Annotated in this window: 26 protein-coding genes; 18 read left to right on the forward strand and 8 right to left on the reverse strand. The window is 57.4% G+C overall.

Annotated elements, in window-relative coordinates; genetic code table 11:
* Positions 1-267 precede the first annotated feature (267 nt).
* Together ACMGGQ_RS09410 and ftrA are read right to left on the reverse strand one after the other, a co-directional pair.
* On the reverse strand, positions 268-804 hold the full coding sequence (locus ACMGGQ_RS09410) for a dihydrofolate reductase family protein (RefSeq protein WP_047075346.1): 537 nt from the start codon (positions 802-804) through the stop codon (positions 268-270).
* Positions 805-844: 40 nt separating this feature from the next.
* A complete protein-coding gene (ftrA, locus tag ACMGGQ_RS09415) occupies positions 845-1,852 on the reverse strand; it encodes a transcriptional regulator FtrA (RefSeq protein WP_420289916.1) in 1,008 nt (335 codons plus the stop codon).
* 73 nt (positions 1,853-1,925) lie between these two features.
* Between ftrA and ACMGGQ_RS09420 the strand changes: the two genes are divergently transcribed.
* The 8 genes from ACMGGQ_RS09420 to zinT all read left to right on the forward strand — a co-directional run bounded on the left by ACMGGQ_RS09420 (position 1,926) and on the right by zinT (position 9,944).
* On the forward strand, positions 1,926-2,339 hold the full coding sequence (locus ACMGGQ_RS09420; RefSeq protein WP_008502248.1) for a rhodanese-like domain-containing protein: 414 nt from the start codon (positions 1,926-1,928) through the stop codon (positions 2,337-2,339).
* Positions 2,340-2,495: 156 nt separating this feature from the next.
* Positions 2,496-3,599 (forward strand): cobalamin-independent methionine synthase II family protein, encoded by a 1,104-nt coding sequence (locus ACMGGQ_RS09425; protein ID WP_045910526.1) that lies wholly within the window; start codon positions 2,496-2,498, stop codon positions 3,597-3,599.
* A 202-nt stretch (positions 3,600-3,801) separates the two neighbouring features.
* Positions 3,802-5,073 carry an urea ABC transporter substrate-binding protein gene (urtA, locus tag ACMGGQ_RS09430; protein WP_023618714.1) on the forward strand — a complete coding sequence of 424 codons (1,272 nt, stop codon included), beginning with the start codon at positions 3,802-3,804 and terminating at the stop codon, positions 5,071-5,073.
* A 24-nt stretch (positions 5,074-5,097) separates the two neighbouring features.
* Positions 5,098-6,672 (forward strand): urea ABC transporter permease subunit UrtB, encoded by a 1,575-nt coding sequence (urtB, locus tag ACMGGQ_RS09435; protein ID WP_262805253.1) that lies wholly within the window; start codon positions 5,098-5,100, stop codon positions 6,670-6,672.
* On the forward strand, positions 6,672-7,745 hold the full coding sequence (gene urtC / locus ACMGGQ_RS09440) for an urea ABC transporter permease subunit UrtC (RefSeq protein ID WP_196364585.1): 1,074 nt from the start codon (positions 6,672-6,674) through the stop codon (positions 7,743-7,745). The genes urtB and urtC overlap by 1 nt, the downstream gene beginning before the upstream one ends.
* Positions 7,745-8,542: an urea ABC transporter ATP-binding protein UrtD gene (gene urtD, locus ACMGGQ_RS09445; protein WP_063621603.1), complete on the forward strand. Its 798-nt coding sequence runs from the start codon at positions 7,745-7,747 to the stop codon at positions 8,540-8,542. Before urtC ends, urtD begins: the two co-directional genes overlap by 1 nt.
* A 9-nt stretch (positions 8,543-8,551) precedes the next feature.
* Entirely contained in the window at positions 8,552-9,250 is a 699-nt protein-coding gene (gene urtE / locus ACMGGQ_RS09450) for an urea ABC transporter ATP-binding subunit UrtE (protein ID WP_126533886.1), read from the forward strand.
* 52 nt (positions 9,251-9,302) lie between these two features.
* Positions 9,303-9,944 (forward strand): metal-binding protein ZinT, encoded by a 642-nt coding sequence (zinT, locus tag ACMGGQ_RS09455; protein ID WP_252077151.1) that lies wholly within the window; start codon positions 9,303-9,305, stop codon positions 9,942-9,944.
* Between the two features lie 46 nt (positions 9,945-9,990).
* Here zinT and ydeE read toward each other — a convergent pair whose 3' ends face one another.
* Positions 9,991-11,208: an efflux MFS transporter YdeE gene (gene ydeE / locus ACMGGQ_RS09460; RefSeq protein WP_420289917.1), complete on the reverse strand. Its 1,218-nt coding sequence runs from the start codon at positions 11,206-11,208 to the stop codon at positions 9,991-9,993.
* 194 nt (positions 11,209-11,402) lie between these two features.
* On the opposite strand from ydeE, the gene eamA reads away from it, so the two are divergent.
* Entirely contained in the window at positions 11,403-12,308 is a 906-nt protein-coding gene (gene eamA / locus ACMGGQ_RS09465) for an O-acetylserine/cysteine exporter (protein ID WP_420289918.1), read from the forward strand.
* 32 nt (positions 12,309-12,340) lie between these two features.
* Here eamA and marB read toward each other — a convergent pair whose 3' ends face one another.
* From marB to marR, 3 genes are read right to left on the reverse strand one after another with little or no spacing between them, the layout of a single operon-like run.
* Complete coding sequence (gene marB, locus ACMGGQ_RS09470; protein ID WP_008502238.1) at positions 12,341-12,559, reverse strand: multiple antibiotic resistance protein MarB; 219 nt, start codon at positions 12,557-12,559, stop codon at positions 12,341-12,343.
* 33 nt (positions 12,560-12,592) lie between these two features.
* Positions 12,593-12,973: an MDR efflux pump AcrAB transcriptional activator MarA gene (marA, locus tag ACMGGQ_RS09475; RefSeq protein ID WP_008502237.1), complete on the reverse strand. Its 381-nt coding sequence runs from the start codon at positions 12,971-12,973 to the stop codon at positions 12,593-12,595.
* A 22-nt stretch (positions 12,974-12,995) separates the two neighbouring features.
* Positions 12,996-13,430, reverse strand: a complete 435-nt coding sequence (marR, locus tag ACMGGQ_RS09480; RefSeq protein WP_008502236.1) for a multiple antibiotic resistance transcriptional regulator MarR — start codon at positions 13,428-13,430, stop codon at positions 12,996-12,998.
* Positions 13,431-13,685: 255 nt separating this feature from the next.
* Between marR and ACMGGQ_RS09485 the strand changes: the two genes are divergently transcribed.
* Complete coding sequence (locus ACMGGQ_RS09485) at positions 13,686-14,351, forward strand: MarC family NAAT transporter (RefSeq protein WP_032651801.1); 666 nt, start codon at positions 13,686-13,688, stop codon at positions 14,349-14,351.
* Between the two features lie 85 nt (positions 14,352-14,436).
* On the opposite strand, the gene ACMGGQ_RS09490 is transcribed toward ACMGGQ_RS09485, so the two are convergent.
* Complete coding sequence (locus ACMGGQ_RS09490; protein ID WP_353142377.1) at positions 14,437-15,633, reverse strand: sugar transporter; 1,197 nt, start codon at positions 15,631-15,633, stop codon at positions 14,437-14,439.
* Between the two features lie 177 nt (positions 15,634-15,810).
* On the opposite strand from ACMGGQ_RS09490, the gene ACMGGQ_RS09495 reads away from it, so the two are divergent.
* The 3 genes from ACMGGQ_RS09495 (at position 15,811) to ACMGGQ_RS09505 (ending at position 17,992) form a co-directional block, all read left to right on the forward strand.
* Positions 15,811-16,599 (forward strand): PhzF family phenazine biosynthesis protein, encoded by a 789-nt coding sequence (locus ACMGGQ_RS09495; RefSeq protein ID WP_420289919.1) that lies wholly within the window; start codon positions 15,811-15,813, stop codon positions 16,597-16,599.
* Positions 16,600-16,626: 27 nt separating this feature from the next.
* The gene (locus ACMGGQ_RS09500) at positions 16,627-17,418 is read left to right on the forward strand and encodes a PhzF family phenazine biosynthesis protein (RefSeq protein ID WP_420289920.1); all 792 of its coding nucleotides are present in this window, start codon (positions 16,627-16,629) and stop codon (positions 17,416-17,418) included.
* A 91-nt stretch (positions 17,419-17,509) separates the two neighbouring features.
* Positions 17,510-17,992 (forward strand): GNAT family N-acetyltransferase, encoded by a 483-nt coding sequence (locus tag ACMGGQ_RS09505; RefSeq protein WP_024908460.1) that lies wholly within the window; start codon positions 17,510-17,512, stop codon positions 17,990-17,992.
* Here ACMGGQ_RS09505 and ptrR read toward each other — a convergent pair.
* A complete protein-coding gene (gene ptrR / locus ACMGGQ_RS09510; protein ID WP_032674777.1) occupies positions 17,946-18,824 on the reverse strand; it encodes a putrescine utilization regulator PtrR in 879 nt (292 codons plus the stop codon). The genes ACMGGQ_RS09505 and ptrR overlap by 47 nt on opposite strands.
* A gap of 98 nt (positions 18,825-18,922) precedes the next feature.
* On the opposite strand from ptrR, the gene sad reads away from it, so the two are divergent.
* The 5 genes from sad (at position 18,923) to ACMGGQ_RS09535 (ending at position 24,910) form a co-directional block, all read left to right on the forward strand.
* Entirely contained in the window at positions 18,923-20,311 is a 1,389-nt protein-coding gene (gene sad, locus ACMGGQ_RS09515; protein WP_420289921.1) for a succinate-semialdehyde dehydrogenase, read from the forward strand.
* A 111-nt stretch (positions 20,312-20,422) separates the two neighbouring features.
* Complete coding sequence (locus tag ACMGGQ_RS09520; RefSeq protein ID WP_126533879.1) at positions 20,423-22,012, forward strand: methyl-accepting chemotaxis protein; 1,590 nt, start codon at positions 20,423-20,425, stop codon at positions 22,010-22,012.
* Positions 22,013-22,074: 62 nt separating this feature from the next.
* A complete protein-coding gene (gene glsB, locus ACMGGQ_RS09525) occupies positions 22,075-23,001 on the forward strand; it encodes a glutaminase B (RefSeq protein WP_420289922.1) in 927 nt (308 codons plus the stop codon).
* On the forward strand, positions 23,001-23,357 hold the full coding sequence (locus tag ACMGGQ_RS09530; protein ID WP_420289923.1) for a DUF4186 domain-containing protein: 357 nt from the start codon (positions 23,001-23,003) through the stop codon (positions 23,355-23,357). Before glsB ends, ACMGGQ_RS09530 begins: the two co-directional genes overlap by 1 nt.
* A 113-nt stretch (positions 23,358-23,470) precedes the next feature.
* Positions 23,471-24,910, forward strand: a complete 1,440-nt coding sequence (locus ACMGGQ_RS09535; protein ID WP_420289924.1) for a diguanylate cyclase domain-containing protein — start codon at positions 23,471-23,473, stop codon at positions 24,908-24,910.
* Positions 24,911-24,970 lie beyond the last annotated feature (60 nt).

A 24,970-nucleotide genomic window follows, 5' to 3' on the forward strand; every position in this document is an offset into this window, starting at 1 on the left:
TTATGGTTATTATTCAAAACTTCAAATTAGCGCAAAGGAAATGTCAAAGAGTATGATTTCGGGCGCGCTGCATGTCATGAGAGAGCTTTACCCATGCGGGTTAAAAAAGGCTGTTTAACCTTCGTTAAGACAACGGGTGTTAGGTTGTATGGGATCCGCAGCCCGGCCATGTCGTGTCGGGACGTAGAGACCAAAATACAAATCTATCCATGCAAGCATTTACCGCCATTTTTGGCGGTTTTTTTTTGCGCAGTGTTTACCGTGGTTTTACGGCATCAGTCGGTAGTGCGACTGCACCAGACCCGAAGGGAAGCTGCGGCTGGAGACCAGTGTCAAGTCGATATCCCCGGGCAGGGCGCCAAACAGTGATTTACCCGAGCCGAGCAGGACAGGAACGGTCGTGATCACCATATCGGCGACCAATCCTTCCCGCAGAAACGACTGTATCACCTGCCCACCATCAAGATAGACGCGATGGACGTTCTGCATCGCCAGATCGTCGAGCACCTCCTTTGGCGTGCGGCCTGAAAACTGTACTTTGCCCCTCAATGCGTCGGGCACCGGCGTGTCGGCCAGCCGTCGGGAGAGGACCAGCACGGGCCGATCATACGGCCAGGTGTCAAAAGTCAGCACCTTCTCATAGCTCCCCCGGCCCATCACGATCCACTCTTTGTCCGCGATGAACGCCGCATAGCCATGATCCTCAGTCGGGTCATCGCGCTGCAGCAGCCACTCGATATCGTCATTGTGTCTGGCGATGTAGCCATCAAGACTGGTTGCGATAAAAACGTGTGTGGTGACCATCAGGTTCTCCTTATTCCAGCAAAACCAAAAGACTGACGCCTCAGCGCGCAGTACCAGAATGAGAAAATTGTTTACGGTACTGAGCCGGGGAAATTGCGAACTGCTGGCGGAAATGATGACGCAGCGTCGATGCCTGACCAAACCCGGTCTGTTCCGCGATGCTGTCGATGCTTAAACGGCTGCTTTCCAGATAATCTTTCGCCCGCAGCAGGCGCTCATTGAGTAACCAGCGGGCAGGCGTCGTTCCCGTTGCCGCTTCGAAGCGACGAAGAAACGTGCGCTGACTCATACCGACGCGGCGCGCCAGCGAGTCGACGCTGTGCGGCTCGGTAAGATGCGTGTGCAGAAAATCAAACAGCTGACCAAGGCGCTGGCTTTCGCGCAGCTGCGCCACCGGGCGACTCAGCTGTTGCGGCTGAGAGCCATCCCGGTGAGGGGGAATGACCAGCCGACGCGCCACGCTGTTGGCGGTTTCCATCCCATAATCTCTTCGTACAACGTGAAGGCAGAGATCGATCCCCGCCGCGCTGCCTGCGGAAGTCAGTATATCGCCTTCATCCTGGTAGAGCACATCCTCGACCACGTCGATGTCAGGGAAGCGGGTTTTTAGCGTCTCAATGTAGCGCCAGTGCGTCGTGGCTTTACGTCCGTTCAGCAGCCCCGAGGCGGCCAGCACAAATACGCCCGAGCAGATGGAGAGCAGCTGACAGCCTCGCGCGCTGGCCTGACGTAATGCGTTGCGGAGCGCGTACGGCACCGGCGAATCCAGCCCACGCCAGCCCGGCACCACGATCAGATCGGCAGACTCAAGCAGGGAGAGATCGCCATCGGTAATGATACGGATCCCGCCTGTCGCCCGAAGCTCACCGCTGTCAACGCTTGCCACGGCAAAACGATACCAGTCGTCGCTCAACTCGGGGCGCGGCAGGCCGAAGATTTCCACCGCCACCCCAAACTCAAAGGTACACAGACCGTCATACGCCAGCACCACCACCTTCGGGCGGGCAATCTGTCTTAACGTTGTCATCTTTTTGCTGTTTTCTGGCATAAGCGAGCGCATTCACGGGCTGAATTTGTGGATAGAGTAGTGTTAACACAAACGCCAAAGATGAGGAAGGATCATGAGCTATGTTACTGAATTTCCGGCTGCCGAGCCGCAGGAAGCCGTTACCCATTTCCTGCGCCGCCTGAGCGTCGAAACCGACTGCGCCGATGTGCATCATGCCATCACGCATAATGAGCAGGACTTTGTTTTACTGCATGTTGTGGGAAGCCCGGAGCAGTTTGCCCGTCGCCATGTGCCGGGCGCTCTGCATATGCCATGGAGCCAGATGACCGCTGAGCGCATGGCCCAATGGCCTGAAGGAACGCTGTTCGTCGTCTACTGTGCAGGGCCGCACTGTAACGGCGCGGACAGAGCCGCGCTGAAGCTGGCGCGTCTCGGGCTGCCGGTCAAAATCATGCTCGGTGGGATCACCGGCTGGGAAGATGAACGCTACGCGTTTGCCAGCGAGGCGTCCGTCGCCGCGCTGTGAAGATGAATTTTTTTCAACACCCGTGAAATTTTCTCGTTTGCCGGCACCGGTGAGGTATGACATTGTTTTTGGACATTTAGACATCCAGAAGTCTAAAACTTCAAATGATGAATTATCACTGCGGGCAATTATTGCCGGCAGACTGAGGAGATTTCCATGCAACGACACCACGCCCCGTTCCGCGCCGATGTAGTCGGCAGTTTTTTACGCCCGGATGCCATCAAGCAGGCTCGCCTGAAATTTGCCAGCGGTGAGATTGATGCCGGGCAGCTTCGCGCGGTGGAGGACGAGGCCATTCGCCACGTCGTCGAGCAGCAGTGTGCGTGCGGCCTGCATGTGGTGACCGACGGAGAGTTTCGTCGTGCCTGGTGGCACTTCGACTTCTTCGACGGACTGCAGGGCGTTGAGCGTTACGATTCGCAGCAGGGCATCCAGTTTAACGGCGTGCAAACCAAAGCCCACGGCGTGCGCGTCACCGGCAAGCTGGGCTTTGGCGAGCATCCGATGCTGGAAGACTTTCGCTATCTGAAAAGCATCAGCGGGAACGCCCAGCCGAAAATGACCATTCCCAGCCCGAGCGTGCTGCATTTCCGCGGCGGTCGCAAAGACATTGATGCGACCGTCTATCCGGACCTGAACGTCTATTTTGACGATCTGGCCACCACCTGGCGCGACGCCATTCGGGCCTTCTACGATGCGGGCTGCCGTTATCTGCAGCTGGATGACACCGTCTGGGCCTATCTCTGCTCGGACGATCAGCGCCGTCAGATCCGCGAGCGCGGCGACGACGCCGATGAGCTGGCGCGCATCTATGCCCGCGTGCTGAACAAGGCGCTGGAGGGCAAGCCGGACGATCTGACCATCGGGCTGCACGTCTGTCGCGGCAATTTCCGCTCCACCTGGATTTCCGAGGGCGGCTACGAGCCGGTAGCGGAAGTGCTGTTCGGAACCGTCAACGTTGACGCCTTCTTCCTCGAATATGATAACGACCGCAGCGGGGATTTTGCGCCATTGCGCTTTGTCCGCCCGGGCAAGCAGCAGGTGGTGCTGGGTCTTATTACCACGAAAAACGGCGAGCTGGAGAACCCGGAGGGGATTAAAGCCCGTCTGGAAGAGGCGGCGAAATACGTGGCGAAAGAGCAAATTTGCCTTAGCCCGCAGTGCGGCTTTGCCTCTACCGAAGAGGGCAACAGCCTGAGCGAATCCCAGCAGTGGGACAAAGTCCGTCTGGTCACGCAGATCGCCAGCGAAGTCTGGTAAAACCTCCCTCCTCAGCGCTGCATTATAAAAGTGCAGCGCTGTGCCATTGTGAGACGTTCTCTTTACATCCGGCGTTACCCTCCCAGAAATAGCGCTATCTCCATTCTGGCATTCTTTTTGCTCCTGCTTCGCTGACACATTTTTTCCGCGTCCACGCCGTAACGGACGTTTTCGCACAGCGTTCTTTTTCAGGAGTGAAAATATGCACCGTCGTACTTTACTAAAAGCCTTCGCGTTATCTGCGTCCGTCGTGGCGATGGGGATGAGTTTTGGCGCGCAGGCGGCCGATACCATCAAAGTGGGGATCATGCATTCTCTTTCCGGCACGATGGCTATCTCCGAGACCCCGCTGAAAGATGTCGCCCTGATGACCATCGACGAGATCAACGCCAAAGGCGGCGTGCTGGGCAAGAAACTGGAGCCGGTGGTGGTGGACCCGGCCTCAAACTGGCCGCTGTTTGCCGAGAAGGCCCGTCAGCTACTGAGCCAGGATAAAGTGGCGGTGGTATTCGGCTGCTGGACCTCGGTTTCGCGCAAATCCGTACTGCCGGTTTTCGAGGAGCTGAACGGCCTGCTGTTCTATCCGGTGCAGTATGAGGGCGAGGAAATGTCGCCAAACGTCTTCTATACCGGCGCGGCGCCGAACCAGCAGGCGATCCCGGCAGTGGAATACCTGATGAGTGAAGACGGCGGCGCGGCGAAACGCTTCTTCCTGCTGGGCACCGATTACGTTTACCCGCGCACCACCAACAAGATCCTGCGCGCATTCCTGCATTCGAAAGGGGTGGAGGATAAGGATATCGAAGAGGTGTATACCCCGTTTGGTCATAGCGACTACCAGACCATCGTCGCCAACATCAAAAAATTCTCTGCGGGCGGCAAAACCGCCGTGGTGTCGACCATCAACGGCGACTCCAACGTGCCGTTCTACAAAGAGCTGGCTAACCAGGGGCTGAAAGCGACCGACGTGCCGGTGGTGGCCTTCTCCGTCGGTGAAGAAGAGCTGCGCGGGATCGACACCAAACCGCTGGTGGGTAACCTGGCGGCGTGGAACTACTTTGAGTCCGTCGATAATCCGACTAACCAGGCGTTCGTGGCGGATTACAAAGCCTATGCGAAGGCGCACAAGCTGCCGAACGCCGACACCGTCGTAACTAACGATCCGATGGAAGCCACTTACGTGGGGATTCACATGTGGGCTCAGGCGGTGGAAAAAGCGGGCACTACCGATGTGGACAAAGTGCGTGCGGCGATGGCCGGTCAGTCCTTTAAGGCGCCGTCAGGCTTTACGCTCACCATGGATGCCACCAACCATCATCTGCATAAGCCGGTCATGATCGGTGAAATCGAAGGCAACGGTCAGTTTAACGTGGTGTGGCAGACCGAACAGCCGGTACGCGCCCAGCCGTGGAGTCCGTTCATCGCCGGGAATGATAAAAAACCCGACCAGCCGATGAAAACCGCCAGCAACTAAGCCATCACCGCAGGGAGAAACGTCATGAACGCCATGCGCCTGTTCATCGCTCTTGTATGGCTTTCCGGACTGCTGCCAGGGATGGTGCAGGCATCGGATGCCGATCGTTTTGTTGCCGCCAGCCGCAGCCAGCAGGCGGATTTGTTGACCCAGTGGGCCGCCGCGCCGGATGCGTCAAGACTGCCGCTCCTTGAGGCGCTGCAAAAAGAAAACCTCTACGTCGATACGCAAAAGCACGCCTTTGCACAACGCAATGGTAACGTCATCCCGCTGGGGGAAAGTCAGACGGCAGAGGGCCCAACCAAAGCCGTTCGACTGACGAACCGGCTGCGCGTGCTGGCCGCGACCGCCATCGCCACGCATCAGCTGGTGAGTGACAGTGTCACCGAAAGGCGAGCGGCGGCGCGTCAGCTGCAGCGCGATGCCCGGCCCGACATGCTCGCTTTTCTGGAAAAGCGAGTGAGCGATGAAACGGATGCCGTGGCCCGTCAGGCGCTGCTGCTGGCGGTCGCGAATCTTCAGCTGGCAAGCCCGCAGGCCGAGGTGCGCCGCAAGGCCGTGGCGTTGTTAGGCCAGTCCGACGATCCGGACGTACAGTCCAGACTCACCCCGTTTACCCAGCCACAGACGGAGCCGGATAGCGGCGTTCGCGCGGCCGCAGAAGAGAGTCTTAGCCAGATCCAGCACCGACTGATGTGGGGCGATCTGCTGGGCCAGGCGTTTATGGGGCTGTCCCTCGGATCGGTACTACTGTTGGCCGCGCTGGGGCTGGCTATCACCTACGGCCTGCTGGGCGTGATTAACATGGCCCACGGCGAGATGCTGATGCTGGGGGCATATGCCACCTGGATGGTGCAGCAGGCGATGGCCGGGCTTGCGCCCCAGTGGCTGGCGCTCTATCCCGTTATCGCCTTGCCGGTCGCGTTCTGCCTGACGGCGGGCATTGGAATGGTGCTGGAGCGCACGGTGATCCGTCATTTGTACGGTCGTCCGCTGGAAACGCTGCTGGCGACGTGGGGCATCAGCCTGATGCTTATCCAGCTGGTGCGCATGACCTTTGGCGCCCAGAACCTCGAGGTGGCGAACCCGGCATGGCTCTCCGGCGGGGTGCAGGTTTTTGCCAACCTGACGCTGCCGTGGAACCGCATTGTGGTGCTGGGATTCGTGCTGCTGGTGCTGTTCTTCACCTGGCTCATTCTCAATAAAACCCGTCTGGGGCTCAATGTGCGGGCGGTGACGCAAAACCGCAGCATGGCCGCCTGCTGCGGGGTACCGACAGGGCGCGTCGATATGCTGGCGTTCGGGCTTGGCTCCGGCATTGCGGGGTTAGGCGGCGTGGCGTTATCGCAGCTCGGTAACGTCGGGCCGGAGCTGGGACAGGGCTATATCATCGACTCCTTCCTTGTGGTAGTGCTCGGAGGCGTAGGTCAGCTGGCAGGCAGCGTGGCCGCGGCGTTTGGTTTGGGGATCTTTAATAAAATCCTTGAACCGCAGATGGGGGCGGTGCTGGGCAAAATCGTGATTCTGGTGGCGATCGTGCTGTTTATTCAGAAACGCCCGCAGGGACTGTTTGCGCTGAAAGGGAGGGTAATTGACTGATGAGCCAGCCGCTGACCTTAACGCTGGCGCGTAAAGCGCCACGCACCACGCAGATAGCAGGCAGCCTGCTGGTGGTGTGTTTGCTGATATTACCGTTTTTCGCCTTACTGCCTGCGACGCATCCGCTGGCGTTGTCAACCTGGATGCTGACGCTGATTGGCAAGATCCTCTGCTATGCCATCGTTGCGGTGGCGCTGGATCTGGTGTGGGGCTATGCCGGTATGCTGTCGCTTGGGCACGGGATCTTCTTCGCGCTGGGCGGCTACGCGATGGGCATGTACCTGATGCGCCAGGCTGCGGGTGACGGTCTGCCTGCGTTTATGTCGTTTCTCTCCTGGAGCGAACTGCCGTGGTTCTGGTGGGGCACCCAGCATTTTGCCTGGGCGCTGGTGCTGATTGTGCTGGTGCCGGGGCTGCTGGCGCTGGTATTTGGCTGGTTTGCCTTCCGCTCGAAGATCAAAGGGGTCTATTTCTCGATTATGACCCAGGCGCTGACCTATGCCGGGATGCTGCTGTTCTTTCGCAACGAAACCGGCTTTGGCGGCAATAACGGCTTTACCGGCTTCACCACGCTGCTCGGGTTTTCAGTAACGGAAACGACGACCCGTATCGCGCTGTTTCTGGCCACAGTGCTGTTGCTGCTCCTGGCCCTGGGCACAGGGTTTGCGCTGGCGAAGAGCAAGTTTGGCCGCATTCTGACCGCCGTTCGCGACGCCGAAAACCGGCTAACGTTTTGCGGCTACGATCCGCGCGGATTCAAGCTGCTGGTGTGGACGCTCTCTGCCGTGCTGTGCGGTCTGGCGGGGGCGCTCTATGTGCCGCAGGTGGGCATTATCAACCCGGGCGAAATGTCGCCGACAAACTCGATAGAGGCCGCCATCTGGGTGGCGCTGGGTGGGCGCGGCACGCTGGTGGGTCCGGTGATTGGCGCGGCGCTGGTGAACGGGGCGAAAAGTTTCTTCACCGTCGCGATGCCGGAATACTGGCAGCTGTTTCTGGGGCTGATTTTTATCGCCGTTACGCTGTTTTTACCGCGCGGCGTCTACGGACTGTTTCGTAAAGGAGAAAAATAATGCAGCCAGCCGAAGGGTTATTCACCCGCCAGCTACCCGGCGATCGCTACCGCGAGCAGACCGACCCGGTCCTGCAGCTTGAGGCGATTAACGTCAATTTTGATGGCTTTCAGGCCCTGACCGATCTCTCGCTAAATATCGGCGTGGGTGAGCTGCGCTGCGTGATCGGTCCCAACGGGGCCGGTAAAACCACGCTGATGGACGTCATCACCGGCAAAACACGGCCAAAGAGCGGCAGGGCGATTTACGATCAGTCCATCGACCTGACCGCGCTGGAGCCTGCGGCCATCGCCCGCCAGGGCATCGGGCGTAAATTCCAGAAGCCCACGGTTTTTGAAGCGCTGACGGTGTGGGAAAACCTGGAGATCGCGATGAAAACCGATAAGTCCGTCTGGGCGAGCCTGCGGGCAAAACTCAACGGCGAGCAGCGCGATCGGATCGATGAGATGCTGGTTTTACTGCGGCTGACCGGCGAGCGCGACCGCCGCGCCGGGCTGCTTTCCCACGGACAAAAGCAGTTTCTGGAGATCGGCATGCTGCTGGTGCAGGACCCGCATCTGCTGCTGCTGGATGAACCCGCCGCCGGAATGACCGACGCGGAAACGGAATACACCGCAGAGCTGTTCAAAACGCTGGCGGGCAAACACTCCCTGATGGTGGTGGAGCACGATATGGGCTTTGTTGAAACCATCGCCGACCATGTGACTGTGCTGCATCAGGGGCGGGTGCTGGCGGAAGGGTCGCTTCGCGAGGTGCAGGCCAACGAGCAGGTGATTGAGGTCTATCTGGGACGTTAAGGAGAGGGAATGTTACAGGTCAACGAACTGAATCAGTATTACGGCGGCAGCCATATCCTGCGCGGCGTGAGCTTTGAGGCCATCACCGGCGAAGTCACCTGTCTGCTGGGTCGCAACGGCGTGGGGAAAACCACGCTGTTGAAGTGTCTGATGGGGCTGATCCCGGCGAAAACCGGGGAGGTCATCTGGCAGGGAAAAACGATCACCCACAGTAAACCGCACCAGCGGGTACAGTCTGGCGTGGCGTATGTCCCGCAGGGACGGGAGATTTTCCCGCGCCTGACCGTGGAGGAGAACCTCCAGCTGGGGCTGTCGCGATTTTCCGCCCGCGAGGCGAAGCAGGTGCCGGAGGAGATCTGGCAGCTGTTCCCGGTGCTCAAAGAGATGAAGCATCGTCGCGGAGGCGATCTCTCCGGCGGGCAGCAGCAGCAGCTGGCGATTGGGCGCGCGCTGGCGAGCCGTCCGCAGCTGCTGATCCTGGATGAACCGACCGAAGGCATACAGCCTTCCGTTATTAAAGAGATCGGCCACGTGATCCGCACCCTGGCAAACAGAGGTGACATGGCGATCCTGCTGGTGGAGCAGTTTTACGACTTTGCCGCCGAGCTGGCCGACAGCTATCTGCTGATGTCCCGCGGCACCATTATTCAGCGCGGGCGGGGCGAAAACATGGAGCAGGAGGGCGTGCGCGGCCTGGTTGCGATCTGAAATGTTATAATATAACATTCTCATTCTTATAAAACGGAATGAGGGCGTTACTTTGGCTGCACATATTGGAAAATTTGCCATGACTCTGGGAGCGCTGCTGGTCAGCGGCCAGCTGTTTGCTCACTCGCACGGCCATCAGATGACCGAAGCGGAACAGAAGGCGGCGAACGGCGTGTTTGAGGATAAAGACGTGAAGGACAGAACGCTGTCTGACTGGGATGGGACCTGGCAGTCGGTCTATCCGTTCCTGCTCGATGGTTCGCTGGATCCGGTCTTTAAACAGAAAGCCCAGAAAGACAAAAGCAAATCCTTTGATGAGGTGAAAGCCTACTACCGCACGGGATATGCGACGGACGTGGATGCCATAGGCATCGAAAATAACGTGATGGAATTCCATCAGGGCAAAGCGGTCAGCCGGTGTCAGTATGATTACAGCGGCTACAAAATTCTGACCTACGCGTCAGGTAAGAAAGGCGTTCGCTATCTTTTTGAGTGTAAGGATGCCGCTAGCAAGGCGCCGAAGTTCGTGCAGTTCAGCGACCATACCATCGGACCGAAGGCCTCGTCTCACTTCCATATCTTCATGGGCAACACCTCTCAGGAGGCGCTGCTGAAAGAGATGGACAACTGGCCGACCTATTACCCGAACGAGATGTATAAAGAGCAGGTGGTGGAGGAGATGTTGCACCACTAGTTTTTTGCTTTTGCCGGGGGGCGGCTTCGCCTTACCCGGCCTACGATTAGGGTTTTGTAGGTCGGGTAAGCGCAGCGCCACCCGACACGCTATCTTCACTTTTCACGCTCATCCCGCGCAAAATCATCAGCCAGGCCATGGCGATGGCGACCATCATGATCACAAACAAGGACCAGTGCGGCAGGTTGGTCAGGATGATACCGGTGATCATCGGGTTTGCCGCCGCGCCGAGCCAACCCAGCGCCTGCGCGGAGAAATAGCTCGCCTTCATTCCCGGTGGCGCAATGTTGTCGATCAGCATGTATTCACCCGGCGCATAGATAATCTCACCCAGCGTGAAAATGGCGGCAGCGATGCCCCAGTAAACCAGGTTTTCCCCGGAGAGCATAAAGCCGCCCAGTCCCACGATAAAAAACAGGGTGGCAAGGGTCATCAGCGGGCGGATATTGCTGGCTGAGATTTTGCGGCCCAGCGCATATTGCAGCGTCACCACCACGGCAGCGTTGACCGGGAGCACCACGGCTACCACCTTTTCGGCGAAATCACTGTCCGCATGCGCGGCCAGAACGTATTGCGAAATACAGCTCGCGAACGACCCACCCACGTAGGAGGCCAGCAGGCCAGAGAGCGTGTACCAGAACAGCGCGCGGTCTTTCAGCAAGACCGACGGCTGCCAGGGCGTTTTCTCCTCTGCGGTATCTAACGCCACGCTTTTTTGCACAAAGAAATGGATAAAGCCCAGCGGCAGGGCGGCACAGAAGGCTGCCAGCCAGAACGGCAGCTGCAGGCTGTACATCACCAGCAGGGTGCCAATCGGCGGGCCGACCGTCCAGCCAATGTTCAGGAAGCTGTAGTTCAGCGAGAAGACCTGCGCCTTCTGGCTGGACGTCAGTACGTCGGAGAACCAGGCTTTCAGCACCGTCGAAAAGACGGAGTAGGCGCAGTTAATCAGCGCAAAGAACAGCACCACCAGCGTAACGTTATTGACCAGCGGGATCGCCACAAATCCGGCGATAAACGCCACAATCGCGATCAGCATGTAGCGTTTTTTATCAAACTTATCGGCCAGAATGCCAAATCCCAGGCTGAATACCACGCCAATGGTCAGCGCCACGGTCAGGGCATAACCAATATTCTCGACGCTCATGCTATAGACGCGCGTGAGATAGATGGTCATGAACGGCAGCGTTGCCCCTCTACCGATGGTTAACAACAATGACGATGCCAGCAGCGCTGCGGTTGAGCGCCTGAGAGATGGTTTCATATTCCTGCCCGACAGTTGCTTATGCTTTTATTAGATGTGTGTTAACAGGATTACCATGACATAAGGGGCTTGTATAGCACCTGATTTATCCCTAAGTGCTTCAGCTGCCTGCCAGAAATAATGATCTTCTCGTGATGTACTTTTTTCTGTTACCTTGAAGTGTTAACAAATTATTAATAATTCAGGGGCGGGATATGACGCGGAAAGACGGGCTGCTGGCATTGCTGGTGGTCGTAGTATGGGGGCTCAATTTTGTGGTCATTAAGCTGGGGCTGCACAACATGCCGCCGCTGATGCTGGCCGGTTTACGCTTTATGCTGGTCGCTTTTCCGGCCATCTTCTTTGTGGCGCGTCCAAAGATCCCCTTTAAACTGCTGCTGGGCTACGGTCTGACCATTAGCTTTGGCCAGTTCGCGTTTCTCTTTTGCGCCATCAAGTTCGGTATGCCGGCGGGTCTTGCCTCGCTGGTGTTACAGGCGCAGGCGTTCTTTACCATTATTCTCGGCGCGTTCGTGTTTGGCGAGCGCCTGCAGGGCAAACAGCTGGCGGGGATCACCCTGGCGGTGTTCGGCGTGCTGGTGCTGATCGAGGCCAGCCTGAATGGTCAGCATGTGGCGCTGATCGGGTTTATGTTGACGCTGGCGGCAGGGCTGAGCTGGGCCTGCGGGAATATCTTCAATAAGCTGATTATGCAGCACGAGGCGCGCCCGGCGGTGATGTCGCTGGTGGTGTGGAGCGCACTGATCCCGGTTATTCCGTTTCTGCTGGCGTCGAGTATTCTGGACGGTCCGGCGGTGATGCTGAACAGTCTGGTCGACATCGATATGACCACGATCCTGTCTCTCGTCTATCTGGCCTTTGTCGCCACCATTGTGGGCTACGGGATCTGGGGATCGCTGCTGGGACGGTATGAGACCTGGCGCGTCGCGCCGTTATCACTGCTGGTGCCGGTGGTAGGGCTTGCCAGTGCGGCAATCCTGCTGGATGAAACGCTAAGCGCGCTGCAGCTGTTGGGTGCCGTGCTGATCATGGCCGGGCTGTACATTAACGTGTTTGGTCTGCGGGTTCGTCGGACGACGCGGGTAAGCGAAAAGGCATAAAAAAAGCCCCGCATCTGCGGGGCAAAAACGAATCAGAAGCCGTGCTGATTATAATAAGGCACGCCTAATTCGTCGGATTTGTCGCTACCAGCACCCATGTGGTTGAAATCATAAGGCGACTGGTCATGTGCTGACGGCAAAATCATCGTATCAGGATTATTTTGCTGCGTTGCACGAGGGGTTTGCTCCGCGAAGGTCTGGCTGGAGAACAGCACCAGCAAGGCGAGGGCGGCGGAGGCGATAACTTTCATGATTTCCTCGGTTACGTCGGTTACAGGCGATGATTAACTACAGTGTTTTAACGGATACAGGTATCGGGATTCGCCCGGCACGCTGGTGATTCGGTACTTATGAGGCGGCACGTCAAAATAGTTCTTGAACGTACGCGTCAGGGTTTGCTGTGATTCAAATCCGTAACGCTCCGCCAGATAAAGGATCGGCTCATTGCTTTCTTTCAGTTTCTGGGCAATTTCCGTCAGCTTGCGGCTGCGAATATATTGACCTAATGAATGACCGGTCTCTTTTTTGAACATCCGTTGCAGGTGCCATTTGGAGTAACCCGAACGCTCTGACACTTTTTCAAGGGAGAGCGGCGATTCCAGGTTATCCTCGATCCAGTCCAAAATGCTATGAATTGTGATAGCGTCAGTATTGCGTCTGGACATCGTCATACCTCTTTTTTTCTGTTTACGGCAGGATTTTCTTCAGCAGAAGCTCAAGGGTTGCCACTTCATCTGCCGTTAAGTTTTTTGTTAGTTCCTGATGCAGTGTTTGTCCTACTAATTGATGACATTGCTCGCACATGGCCGCGCCATCGCTGGTTAGCTTCACCAGTACGCCGCGTTTGTCATTCGGGTTAGGGCTTCGTTCTATCCATCCTTTGCAGACGAGACGATCGAGCATGCGGGTTAACGCACCCAGATCGACAGAGAGCACCTTTTTCAGCTCAACCGGCGTGATACACACTTCGCAGCGAATGGAACACAGCACTTTGAACTGTGTTGCGGTGATATCCAGCGGTGACAGGTAGTCATTGAGCAGGCGATCTTTTTTCTGATTGACCATATGAATAAGACGACCCAGCGGAACAACGTCGTTAAAGATATCACTGGTGCTTTTCACAATGGTTGCCCTGGCAAGTAGTTAGTCACGGCAGATATTATTGCTCAGGCAAGTATAAGTCAACTGAATGAATCAGCCGATGCCACGAATTGCTAAAACGTTTCATGAACTTTATTTGAGGTCTTTCAAATCATAGAGATAACTGACAGTTATCTTTTCTGAAGGAAAATAATCGTTACGTTGCCCCCATGGCTGAATGTCACACTTTCCCCCTATAATTGCTGTGTTAAATATGGATAAGGACGACAACGCACTATGTTGGATTTAATTAAAGCAATCAGCCTTGGGCTGGTGGTCTTGCTGCCGTTGGCTAACCCGTTAACGACGGTGGCGCTTTTCCTCGGGCTGGCAGGGAACATGAACAGCGCCGAGCGCAACCATCAGTCGATGATGGCCTCGGTGTATGTGTTTGCCATCATGATGGTGGCTTATTACGCCGGACAGGTGGTGATGAATACCTTCGGGATTTCCATCCCTGGTCTGCGTATCGCCGGGGGGCTGATTGTGGCCTTTATTGGTTTCCGCATGTTGTTCCCGGCGCAAAAAGCGCATGAGTCGCCGGAAGCGACCAGCAAATCGGAAGAGCTGGAAACCGAACCGAGTGCGAATATCGCCTTTGTGCCGATTGCCATGCCGAGCACGGCGGGGCCGGGGACTATCGCGATGATCATCAGCTCCGCGTCAACGGTGCGTGACAGCGCAACTTTCCCGGACTGGGTACTGACGGTTGCGCCACCGCTGATTTTTGCGATTATCGGTCTTATCGTGTGGGTGTCGCTGCGCAGCTCCGGCGCCATTATGCGCTGGGTAGGTAAGGGCGGTATCGAGGCAATTTCCCGTCTGATGGGCTTCTTACTGGTCTGTATGGGCGTGCAGTTTATTATTAACGGCGTGCTGGAGATTATTAAGACCTATCATTGATGTCTTGCCCGGCGGCGCTTCGCTTGCACGGGCCTACGGGTTTTGTAGGCCGGGTAAGCGCAGCGCCACCCGGCACCAACAACCCTCACCCGTGCTGCCCCTGTTCCTCCAGCGCCACCGGCCACTTACGGAAGATGAGTACCGACCAGATCAGCGCCACCAGGGCCGGAATAGCCCCCAGATAGCCAATCGCCGACATCGACACGTGCAGGATGACCTGATTTCCCACCAGCGCCCCCGCGCCAATGCCCAGATTGAAAATCCCCGAGAACAGCGACATGGCGACGTCCGTCGCATCCGGCGCCAGGGCCAGCACTTTCACCTGCATGCCCAGGCCAATAATCATGATCGCCACGCCCCAGAAAAGGCTGAGGATCGCCAGATGGCTTTCACTGCCCGCGGCGGGCATCAATAACAGCAGGCAGGCCAGCAGCAGGCCGATGGCACTGCTCACCAGCAGGGAGGCGTGCCGGTTACCCAGCTTGCCAAACAGCACGCTGCCGATAATGCCCGCGCCGCCGAGGATCAGCAGTAAGACGGTGGCAAAGTTGGCGCTAAAGCCCGCCACCACCTGTACAAACGGTTCAATGTAGCTGTACGCCGTGTAGTGTGCCGTCACGACGATGGCGGTCAGCAGGTAGATGCTCAGCAGCGCAGGGCGACGCATCAGCAGCGGCAGGCTTTTCAGCGAGCCGGAATGTTCGCTCGGCAGCGCGGGCAGCAGTTTAATCAGGCATACCAGTGTCACCAGCGCGCCCATACCGATGGCGAAGAAGGTCGTGCGCCAGCCGAAGTATTGCCCCACGATGCGGCCAATCGGCAGACCCAGCACCATCGCCAGTGCGGTACCGGTAGCAATCAGGCTCAGCGCCTGGGCGCGTTTACCTGCCGGCGCCAGGCGAATCGCCAGCGACGCGGTAATCGACCAGAACACCGCATGGGCAAAGGCGATGCCGATTCGGCTCATGACCAGCACCGTAAAATTCCACGCCATAAACGACAGCACATGGCTCGCAATGAACAAGACAAACAGACCGATCAGCAGCTTGCGCCGCTCCATCTGGCTGGTCAGCAGCATAAACGGCAAAGACATCAGCGCCACCACCCAGGCGTAGATGGTCAACATAATGCCCACCTGCGCTGTTTCCATCTGGAAACTGTCAGCGATGTCAGACAACAGCCCAACCGGCACAAATTCTGTGGTATTAAAAATAAACGCGGCAACTGCCAGCGTGACCACGCGTAGCCACGCGACCCTGCGGGAAACTGTGTTCGTTGTCATAGGGATGTCTGAGATTCGTTGCTGAAAAGAAGAGGAGACGATCTTAAAACGTCGAACGGCGAAAACTCAACCATTATGTGACGCAGATCTCAATATTTACCTTATGAAAGCGGTAGCCGGGGACGCTGTTTTCATTGAATATAAAAGAACAACACAATAAAAACAGGCGGTAAGACAATGCAGGAGATTGATTTTTATCTGGTCGATGCGTTCAGCGATACCACGTTTGGCGGTAATCCGGCCGCCGTGTGCCCGCTGAAAGCATGGTTACCCGATGAGATCTTGCTGAAGATGGCGCAGCAGCATAATCAGTCGGAAACGGCGTTTTTCGTCTGCAGCAAAGGGGGCATTGAGCTACGCTGGTTTACCACGCTTAGCGAAGTCAATCTCTGCGGTCACGCTACGCTGGCGGCGGCGCACGTACTGTTTACCGAGCTGGATTATCCGGACGCGCGGATCCACTTTGATACCGCCTCTGGCCGCCTGACGGTCACCCGGGAGGGGGACTGGATGACGCTGGACTTCCCGGCATGTCCAACCCATGAAGAGACGCCCCCGCCGGAAATGCTTTCGGCGCTGGGTATCAGCCGCTACGTTGAAGCCCGTAAAGGGCGCGCCTGGGTCATCGTTCTGGAAAATCGCCAGCAGGTCGAGGCCCTCGCCCCGGATTTTTCGGCGATGACGCCGGGCGAGCATAAGGTGAGCGTGACGGCGCGCGGTGAGGGGGAATACGATTTTGTCAGCCGCTTTTTCTCCCCCGGCGTTTCCTTACCGGAAGATCCGGTCACCGGCTCCGCGCACACCATGCTGATCCCGTACTGGAGCGAAAAGCTGGGCAAAACAGCCATGCTTGCCCGTCAGGTTTCCGCGCGCGGCGGCGACGTGCGCTGTGAACTGAAAGGCTCGCGCGTGCTGATGAGCGGACAGGCTTCACTTTATCTGAAAGGCACAGTTTTTCTGCGCTAAATACCCATAACAAGAGAGGAAGAGACAATGCAGGAAATTGATTTTTATCTGGTGGATGCCTTCAGCGACAAAACCTTTGGCGGCAACGCGGCAGCGGTCTGTCCTCTGGAAGAGTGGCTGCCGGACGAGACGCTGCTCAAAATGGCGCAGCAGCATAACCAGTCTGAGACCGCCTTTTTCGTCCGTACCGACGGTGGGTTTGAGCTGCGCTGGTTTACCACGCTGGATGAAATTAACCTGTGCGGCCATGCCACGCTTGCCGCATCGCACGCTATTTTCGAATACCTTGACTATCCGCACACTGAAATCACCTTCACCACGCGCTTCGTGGGCGAGCTGTCGGTTAAACGCAGCGGCGACTGGCTGACGCTGAACTTCCCCGCGTGGTCAACGGAGGTGGTCGAGAACCCACCTGCGCTGTTGTTTAGCGGCCTGGGCATCACAGAGGCAAAAGAGGTGCGCGTTGGACGTGATTACCTGGTGGTGCTGGAGAGCCAGCAGCAGGTAGAAGCGTTAACGCCGGATATTGGGGCAATGCTTCCGCTGGATAAAATGGTCTGCGTGACGGCGCCGGGCGATAAATATGACTTCGTCAGCCGCTTTTTCTGCCCGGGCGAAGGGGTGCCCGAAGATCCGGTCACCGGATCTGCCCACAGCATGCTGATCCCTTACTGGAGCGAAAGGCTGGGTAAAACGTCACTCAATGCCCGCCAGGTGTCACACCGTGGCGGGGATCTGCGCTGCGAATTGAAGGGCGACCGCGTACTGATCGGCGGTCAGGCCACCCTGTATCTGAAAGGGCGTGTTTTTTTGCGCTAACAGGGCGGAGCGATAAGTTAATACTATGAAGCACCCTGGCAGGCCTGCGCTATGTTGAAATTTAGCCTGATAAAAAAGCAAGGAGCCTGCCATGTATTCCATTACCTCTGAATCTGCACGTCACCCGGACATTCTTAGCCTGATCGCGGCGCTTGACCGCTATCAGAGCGAACTCTATCCCGCTGAAAGTAATCATCTGCTCGATCTGGCTGCGCTGCCGGAAGCCTCGCTGATCCTGATGATCATTCGCGACCAGCAGCTTCAGGCCGTTGGCTGTGGCGCTATCGTGCTCAACGGCGACGGTACGGGCGAGATGAAGCGGGTCTATATTGACCCGGCCCATCGTGGCCAGCATCTGGGAGAGACGCTGCTGGCCGCCCTGGAAGATGAGGCTCTGAGCCGTCATTGCCATACGGTACGGCTGGAGACGGGCATCAAGCAGCATGCCGCGGTGCGTCTTTATGAACAGTGCGGATACGATTTGCGCCCGGCGTTTGCCCCGTACGTTGACGATCCGCTCAGCCTGTTTATGGAGAAGGCGCTGGTTGAAGACGTTCGTTTAGCAGCGCTATAAAGGCCTCCAGCTGGCGGGTCATCGCCCCGCGTCGCCACACCAGCCAGGTGGTGAGCCAGCGCCAGTTTTCTGCCAGCGGCCAGGCTTCCACCTGATGATGCCCAGGCATACTCTCCAGCATCGAGCGCGGCATCAGCGCGATGCCCGCGCCCGCAATAACGCAGGCGAGCATGCCGTGATAGGATTCCATCTCATGAATGCGGCCGGGCGCGGCGCGGTCAGCGTGAAACCAGCTTTCCAGGTGTCGGCGATACGAGCAGTTGGCGCGAAAGGCATACACGTCGCTGCCGCTGACCTGCGCGGCGCGCGTCACCTCCACATGCCCGGCAGGCGTGACCAGCATCATCTCTTCCCGGTAGACCGGCATTCCTTCCAGCTCCGGGTGCGACAGCGGCCCGTCGACGAAGGCGGCGCTGAGGGTTCCCTCCAGTACGCCATCAATCATCGTCCCGGATGGCCCGGTCGAAAGGGCAAACTGAATGCGCGGATAGCGCTGATTAAACTGTGCCAGCGTTTCAGGAATGCGCACGGCGGCGGTACTTTCCAGCGCGCCGAGGGCAAATAAGCCCTGCGGCTCATCCCCCGCGACAACCATGCGCGCTTCATCCACCAGCGCGAGGATCTGCTTGCTGTAGCGCAGGAAGTTATGGCCAGCCGGGGATAAACGCAAACGCTGGTTCTCACGAATAAACAGCTCAACGCCCAGATCGGCTTCCAGCTGGCGGATGCGGGTCGTCAGGTTAGACGGCACGCGGTGCACCTTTTGCGCCGCCTGGGTGATACTGCCCGTCAGCGCGACGGCGTTAAACATCTCAAGCTGGGTTAAATCCATAATATTCTCATTTCGTGAATAAGGTGGTTAGTATTATTCATTTTTAAGAAATAGCAGAGTGGGCCACAATTAATCAACCGAAAAACGTGGAGAACACCATGACTTATTCCTCTGCAACACATGCCTTCTCTGTCAACCCGGCCACGGGTGAAACCCTCGCCGCGTATCCGTGGGCGACGCCGGAACAGGTTGAACGCGCGATTTCTCAGTCCGACGCGGGCTATCGCCAGTGGCGTCGCGAAAGCGTCTCCCACCGGGCGCAAAAGCTGCGCGATCTTGGCGCCGCGCTGCGTCATCGCGCTGAAGAGATGGCGCAGACGATCTCCCGTGAAATGGGCAAACCCATCCAGCAGGCACGGGCGGAAGTGGCGAAATCCGCCGGCCTGTGCGACTGGTACGCCGAGCACGGCCCGGCGATGCTGCGTGCGGAACCCACGCAGGTGGAAAACCAGAACGCGGTTATTGAATACCGTCCGCTGGGGCCGATCCTCGCGGTAATGCCGTGGAACTTCCCGCTCTGGCAGGTGCTGCGCGGCTCGGTGCCGATTCTGCTGGCAGGGAACAGCTATCTGCTCAAACACGCGCCCAACGTGCTCGGCTCGGCGGATCTTATCGCGCAGATTTTTGCGGATGCGGGTTTCCCTGACGGCGTGTTCGGCTGGGTGAACGCCACCAACGACGGCGTCAGCCAGGCGATTAACGATCGTCGTATTGCGGCGGTGACCGTCACCGGCAGCGTGCGTGCCGGGGCAGCCATTGGTGCTCAGGCGGGGGCTGCGCTAAAGAAATGCGTTCTTGAACTGGGCGGCTCAGACCCGTTCATCGTTCTCAACGATGCCGACCTGGATCTTGCCGTGAAGGCGGCGGTAACAGGCCGCTACCAGAATACCGGACAGGTGTGCGCGGCGGCAAAACGCTTCATTGTGGAAGAAGGTATTGCGGACACCTTTACCCAACGCTTTGTCGATGCGGTTGCGGCCCTGAAGCTGGGTGCGCCGGACCAGGAAGAAAACTACCTGGGCCCGATGGCGCGTTTTGATCTGCGCGATGAACTGCATCAGCAGGTACAGGCGACGCTGGCAGAAGGGGCAACGCTGCTGCTGGGCGGTGAGAAAATCAGCGGCGAGGGGAATTATTATGCGCCAACCGTGCTGGCGAATGTCACCCCGTCGATGACGGCGTTCCGTCAGGAGCTGTTTGGTCCGGTCGCGGCCATTACGGTCGCGAAAGACGCGGAGCACGCCCTGAGGCTGGCCAACGACAGCGATTTTGGTCTGTCAGCCACGGTCTTTACCGCCAGTGATGCGCTGGCAGAGACCTTCTCCCGCGAGCTGGAGTGCGGTGGGGTGTTTATCAACGGCTTTAGCGCCAGCGATGCGCGCGTAGCCTTTGGCGGCGTGAAGAAAAGCGGCTTTGGCCGCGAGCTTTCCCACTTTGGCTTGCACGAGTTCTGTAATGCGCAGACGGTGTGGAAGGATCGCGTGTAATCCTTAATTTCGGCCCTCATCGCGAGGGCCGTTGTCACTAATCTGCAATGGTTCTGTCATTTTCATTTCGTAGACTCGCTCGCGTCTAACGCCTTGTAAATGAAGCTAATTATGAACCTAACGCAAATTTTTCGCCGTATTGCGCAGCGTCTCACCCCCCGTCACTTTGGCCTGCTGACGGGGATCTTTTGCATCATTGGCCTTTTCTCCGCGCTGCAGCTCTCCTCGTCACTCCTGCTTAACGCCTCCCTGAACGAAGCCCAGCGCAACGAGCAGCACAACCTGCTGGCCTGGCAGCAGCAGAGCAAGCTGGATTTGGCTCGCGTCTCTCTGCTGGCCGCAAGCGATCTCCTTAACCGCTCCGGCGTCTGGTTTATGCAGGATAAAGAGACCGGCTCCGACGGAAGCTGGCATAGCCTGATGGATGACGCGCAAAAGGCGCTGACGGTTTCGCAGCAGGCGTGGAAGGCCTGGCTGGCGCTGAATCCCCCGAAAGACGACGCGCTGGTGAACAGCTATCAACTTTTCTACGGTGCGATCAAAGAACAGGCTGAAGGTCTGGTCAAGACCAACACCATCGACGCTTTTTTTGCCGTCCCGGCGCAGGCGTTTCAGACGGATTTTAACGACAACTATGCGCGCTATCAGCAGGCAAGCGAGAAGCAGGCGATGCAGGGGCGTCAGAGCCTCATGGCGCAGCTCTCCGACCTGCAAACGTTATTTCTGTTTGCCCCGGTGCTGTTAGTCGCCATCGCCGCTGTCGTCTGGTTCGGTATGTCCCGATGGGTGATTACGCCGCTGCGTCGGCTCATCGCGCATATCAACCGGCTGGCAGCAGGGGATCTCTCCGGCACGCCGCCGAACGTTATGCGTTTCAATCGCGAGATTGGGCAGCTTAGTGACAGTATTGCCACGATGCAGCTTGGCCTGCAGCAACTGGTGACGCAGGTCAGCCATGCCACGGCGACCATGGTGGAGAACATTGATGCCCTGGCACAGGGTAACCAGAAGCTGTATCAGCAGTCGGCACGTCAGGCGAAAGAGCTTGAGGATGTGACGGCGCATATCGCGGCGCTGGAAAGCCACGTTGAAGGCAATACCGGGTATGCCAGACTCGCCAGCGCCCGGGCCGATGAAGCGCGCCAGGCAGCCGTGGGGGGAGACCAGATGATGTCGACCGTAAACGCGTCGATGCAGGCGATCGTCGAGCGATCGTCCGAGATGCGCGGGATCGTGGCGATGATCGACAGCGTGGCGTTTCAGACGAACATCCTGGCGCTGAATGCCGCTATTGAGGCGGCCCATGCCGGAAATCAGGGGCGCGGATTTGCCGTCGTTGCCCGGGAGGTTGGGCTGCTGGCCAGAAAGAGCAGCCACTCGACGCAGACCATTCAGGAGCTGATCAACCGCTCGGTGCAGGGGATTGAAGACGGTTCTCGTGCCGTCACCCTGATGGAAGAGAATCTGCAGCAGGTCACCGGTCTGGTGGGCAATTTAAGCAGTTTGCTTAATGAGATCTCCACCGCCACGCTCAGTCAGGGAGACAGTATTCACCAGATGACGCGTCAGCTTCAGGCGCTGAACCAGGTCTCCCGTCAGACGGATTTGCTGGTCTCTGACGCCTCGGATGCTTCTGAACGTCTGCAAAAGCAATCCGATCTTTTATTGCAGGCCGTTTCGCGTTTTCGTCTTAGCGCCTGACGCAATACATAAGCCTCTGTTATACTCGCAGCCCGTTTTAGCCTGAGGGCAAGGAGCAAAGTGTGGCTGCGGTCATCCATAATGATATGTTGGACGAGATTCTGGCGCAGGTTCGTCCGTTAATTGGAAAGGGGAAGGTTGCCGACTATATTCCGGCCCTTGCCTCGGTCAGCGGGAATAAGCTGGGCATTGCTATCTGTACCATCGACGGACAGCGATACCAGGCAGGGGATGCAACAGAACGTTTTTCCATTCAGTCCATTTCGAAAGTGCTCAGTCTGGTTGCGGCGATGCGCCAGTATGAAGAAGACGAGATCTGGCAGCGGGTGGGCAAAGATCCGTCCGGCCAGCCTTTTAACTCGCTGCTTCAGCTCGAGATAGAACAGGGTAAACCGCGAAATCCCTTTATCAACGCCGGGGCGCTGGTGGTCTGCGATATGCTGCAAAGCCGCCTCAGCGCGCCGCGTCAGCGTATGCTGGAGATCGTGCGCCAGCTTTCGGGCGTCGACGACATTGCCTACGATCCGGTGGTGGCCCGCTCGGAATTCGAACATTCCGCCCGTAACGCGGCCATCGCGTGGCTGATGAAATCCTTCGGCAATTTCCATAACGACGTGGCGACCGTCCTGCAAAACTACTTCCATTACTGCGCCCTGAAGATGAGCTGCGTTGAGCTGGCTCAGACGTTCCTGTTCCTGGCGCATCAGGGGCACGCGCCGCATCTCGATCAGGAGGTGGTTTCACCTCTGCAGGCACGCCAGGTTAACGCGCTGATGGCGACCAGCGGGATGTATCAAAACGCCGGCGAGTTTGCCTGGCGCGTTGGTCTCCCGGCTAAATCAGGCGTCGGTGGCGGAGTCGTGGCTATTGTGCCGCATGAAATGGCGATTGCGGTCTGGAGCCCGGAGCTGGATGAAACCGGAAATTCGCTTGCCGGTGTGGCGGTTCTGGAGAAACTGACCCAGCGTATGGGACGTTCAGTCTACTGATGTCTGACCTGGATCCTCTTTTTTCCCGTCTGGCGCGATCGACGTTTCGCTCGCGCTTTCGCTTAGGCGATAAGGAACGGCAGTACTGCTGGGACAAAGGACCGGATACCATTGACCAGCATGCCGCGGATTTTGTCGAAAAGCGTCTTGCCCCTGCACAACCTGCAAACGACGGGAAACAGACGCCCATGCGCGGTCACCCGGTGTTTATCGCCCAGCATGCTACCGCCACCTGTTGTCGGGGCTGCCTGGCAAAATGGCATAATATTCCACACGGTGTTCAGCTTACCGCGCAGCAGCAGCAGTATATCGTCAGCGTCATTCACCACTGGTTGGTACTGCAGAAGAACGCCTAAATTTGACGAGTTATGATCCCGCTGTATTTGTGTTATAGATGCATCTTAAGTGAGCTCCGATCGTGCTGACGACCGCAATAATTGCCATAAGCTTTCATATGGAATGATATTTAATGCGTTCTGCTCTTACCGCTTTCAGACCGTTCCAGCCTGACACGCCGCTGCGAAATGCATCGACGATCTTTATCCTCACCACCTTGTTCTATTTTGTGGGCGCGGAATTACGTCTCGTGGAGGCCTTGTCGCTGTTCTGGCCACTCAATGGCGTGATGGCAGGGATCTTTGCCCGATATGTTTTCCTGAATCGCCTGCATTACTATGCAGTATCCTATGTCGCGATGCTGTTGTACGACGCGGTCACGACCAGCTGGGGGATGGCCTCCGTGGTGATCAACCTGTCTAACATGGTCTTTATCGTCGTTGTGGCCGTGCTGGTTCAGCGTGATAAGCGGCTGATGAAGAAAACCCCCGATCCGCTTAACGCATTACGCCTGTTCAACTACTGTCTGATCGCCGCGCTGCTGTGCGCGTTGCTCGGCGCGGTAGGTTCGGTCGGGATTGACAGTCACACCTTCTGGCCGTTGTTTGCCGACTGGTTTAGCGAGCAGTTCTCAACCGGCGTGCTTGTTGTGCCGTGTATGCTCACGCTGGGCATGCCCGTGCGCGAATTCAGGTTGCGTCTGGAGCAGTTGCTACCGGTTATTGTGCTAATTGTCTCGGTGGTCGCGTCGGTGGTGATTGGCGGAGCGGGGAGCCTCTCTTTTCCTCTGCCTGCGCTTATCTGGTGTGCCGTACGCTACCCATTGCCTGTGACCTGCTTGCTGACGTTTGTGACGGGCGCCATTGAAATTATTCTGGTCGCCAACTCGGTGATTAATATTGCCGTGGCGACGCCGTTTACCACCCCAATGATGTTTTCTGCCCGGCTGGGTATTGCCACGATGGCGATCTGTCCGGTGATGGTCTCCGTCAGCATGGCTGCCATTAATTCCCTGATCCGTCAGGTTTCCCTGCGGGCGGATTATGACTTCTTAACGCATGTTTACTCGCGTTCCGGGCTTTATGAGGCGTTAAAACACGAAGAGACGCACCGGCACTCGCGTTTTCTGACCGTCATGCTGCTGGATATCGATTACTTTAAAAGCATTAATGATAACTATGGTCACGAGTGTGGTGACCGCGTGCTGGCGTCATTTGCCCGGCAGGTTCAACAGGTTGTCGGCGAAGACGGCATGGTTGCGCGAATGGGCGGGGAAGAGTTCGCGGTGGTGGTAAACTCTGGTAATGCGCAAAACGGTTATGAACTGGCGGAGCGTATCAGAACCACCGTCGCCAGCCATCCTTTCACGTGGCGCCACCAGACGCTCTACCTGACGGTCAGTATTGGCCTCGGAAGCGGAAAGTCTGAGTCATGGCAGTTGACCGAGGTCTTCAACACGTTGATGGCCGAAGCGGACGATCATCTTTATCGTTCAAAAAAAGCGGGTCGAAATCGTACCAGTGCCCGGATGTCGGACGAGCAGCTTGCCGCGACCTCCGGGAGTGAAATATAGCTGCGTTAATCGTCATAAGGCATTGACGTGAATAGCAAGCGGCTTAACAGGATGTTCGAA

The sequence above is a fragment of the Enterobacter sp. BNK-13 genome (assembly GCF_048685015.1).
Classification (GTDB): domain Bacteria; phylum Pseudomonadota; class Gammaproteobacteria; order Enterobacterales; family Enterobacteriaceae; genus Enterobacter; species Enterobacter quasiroggenkampii.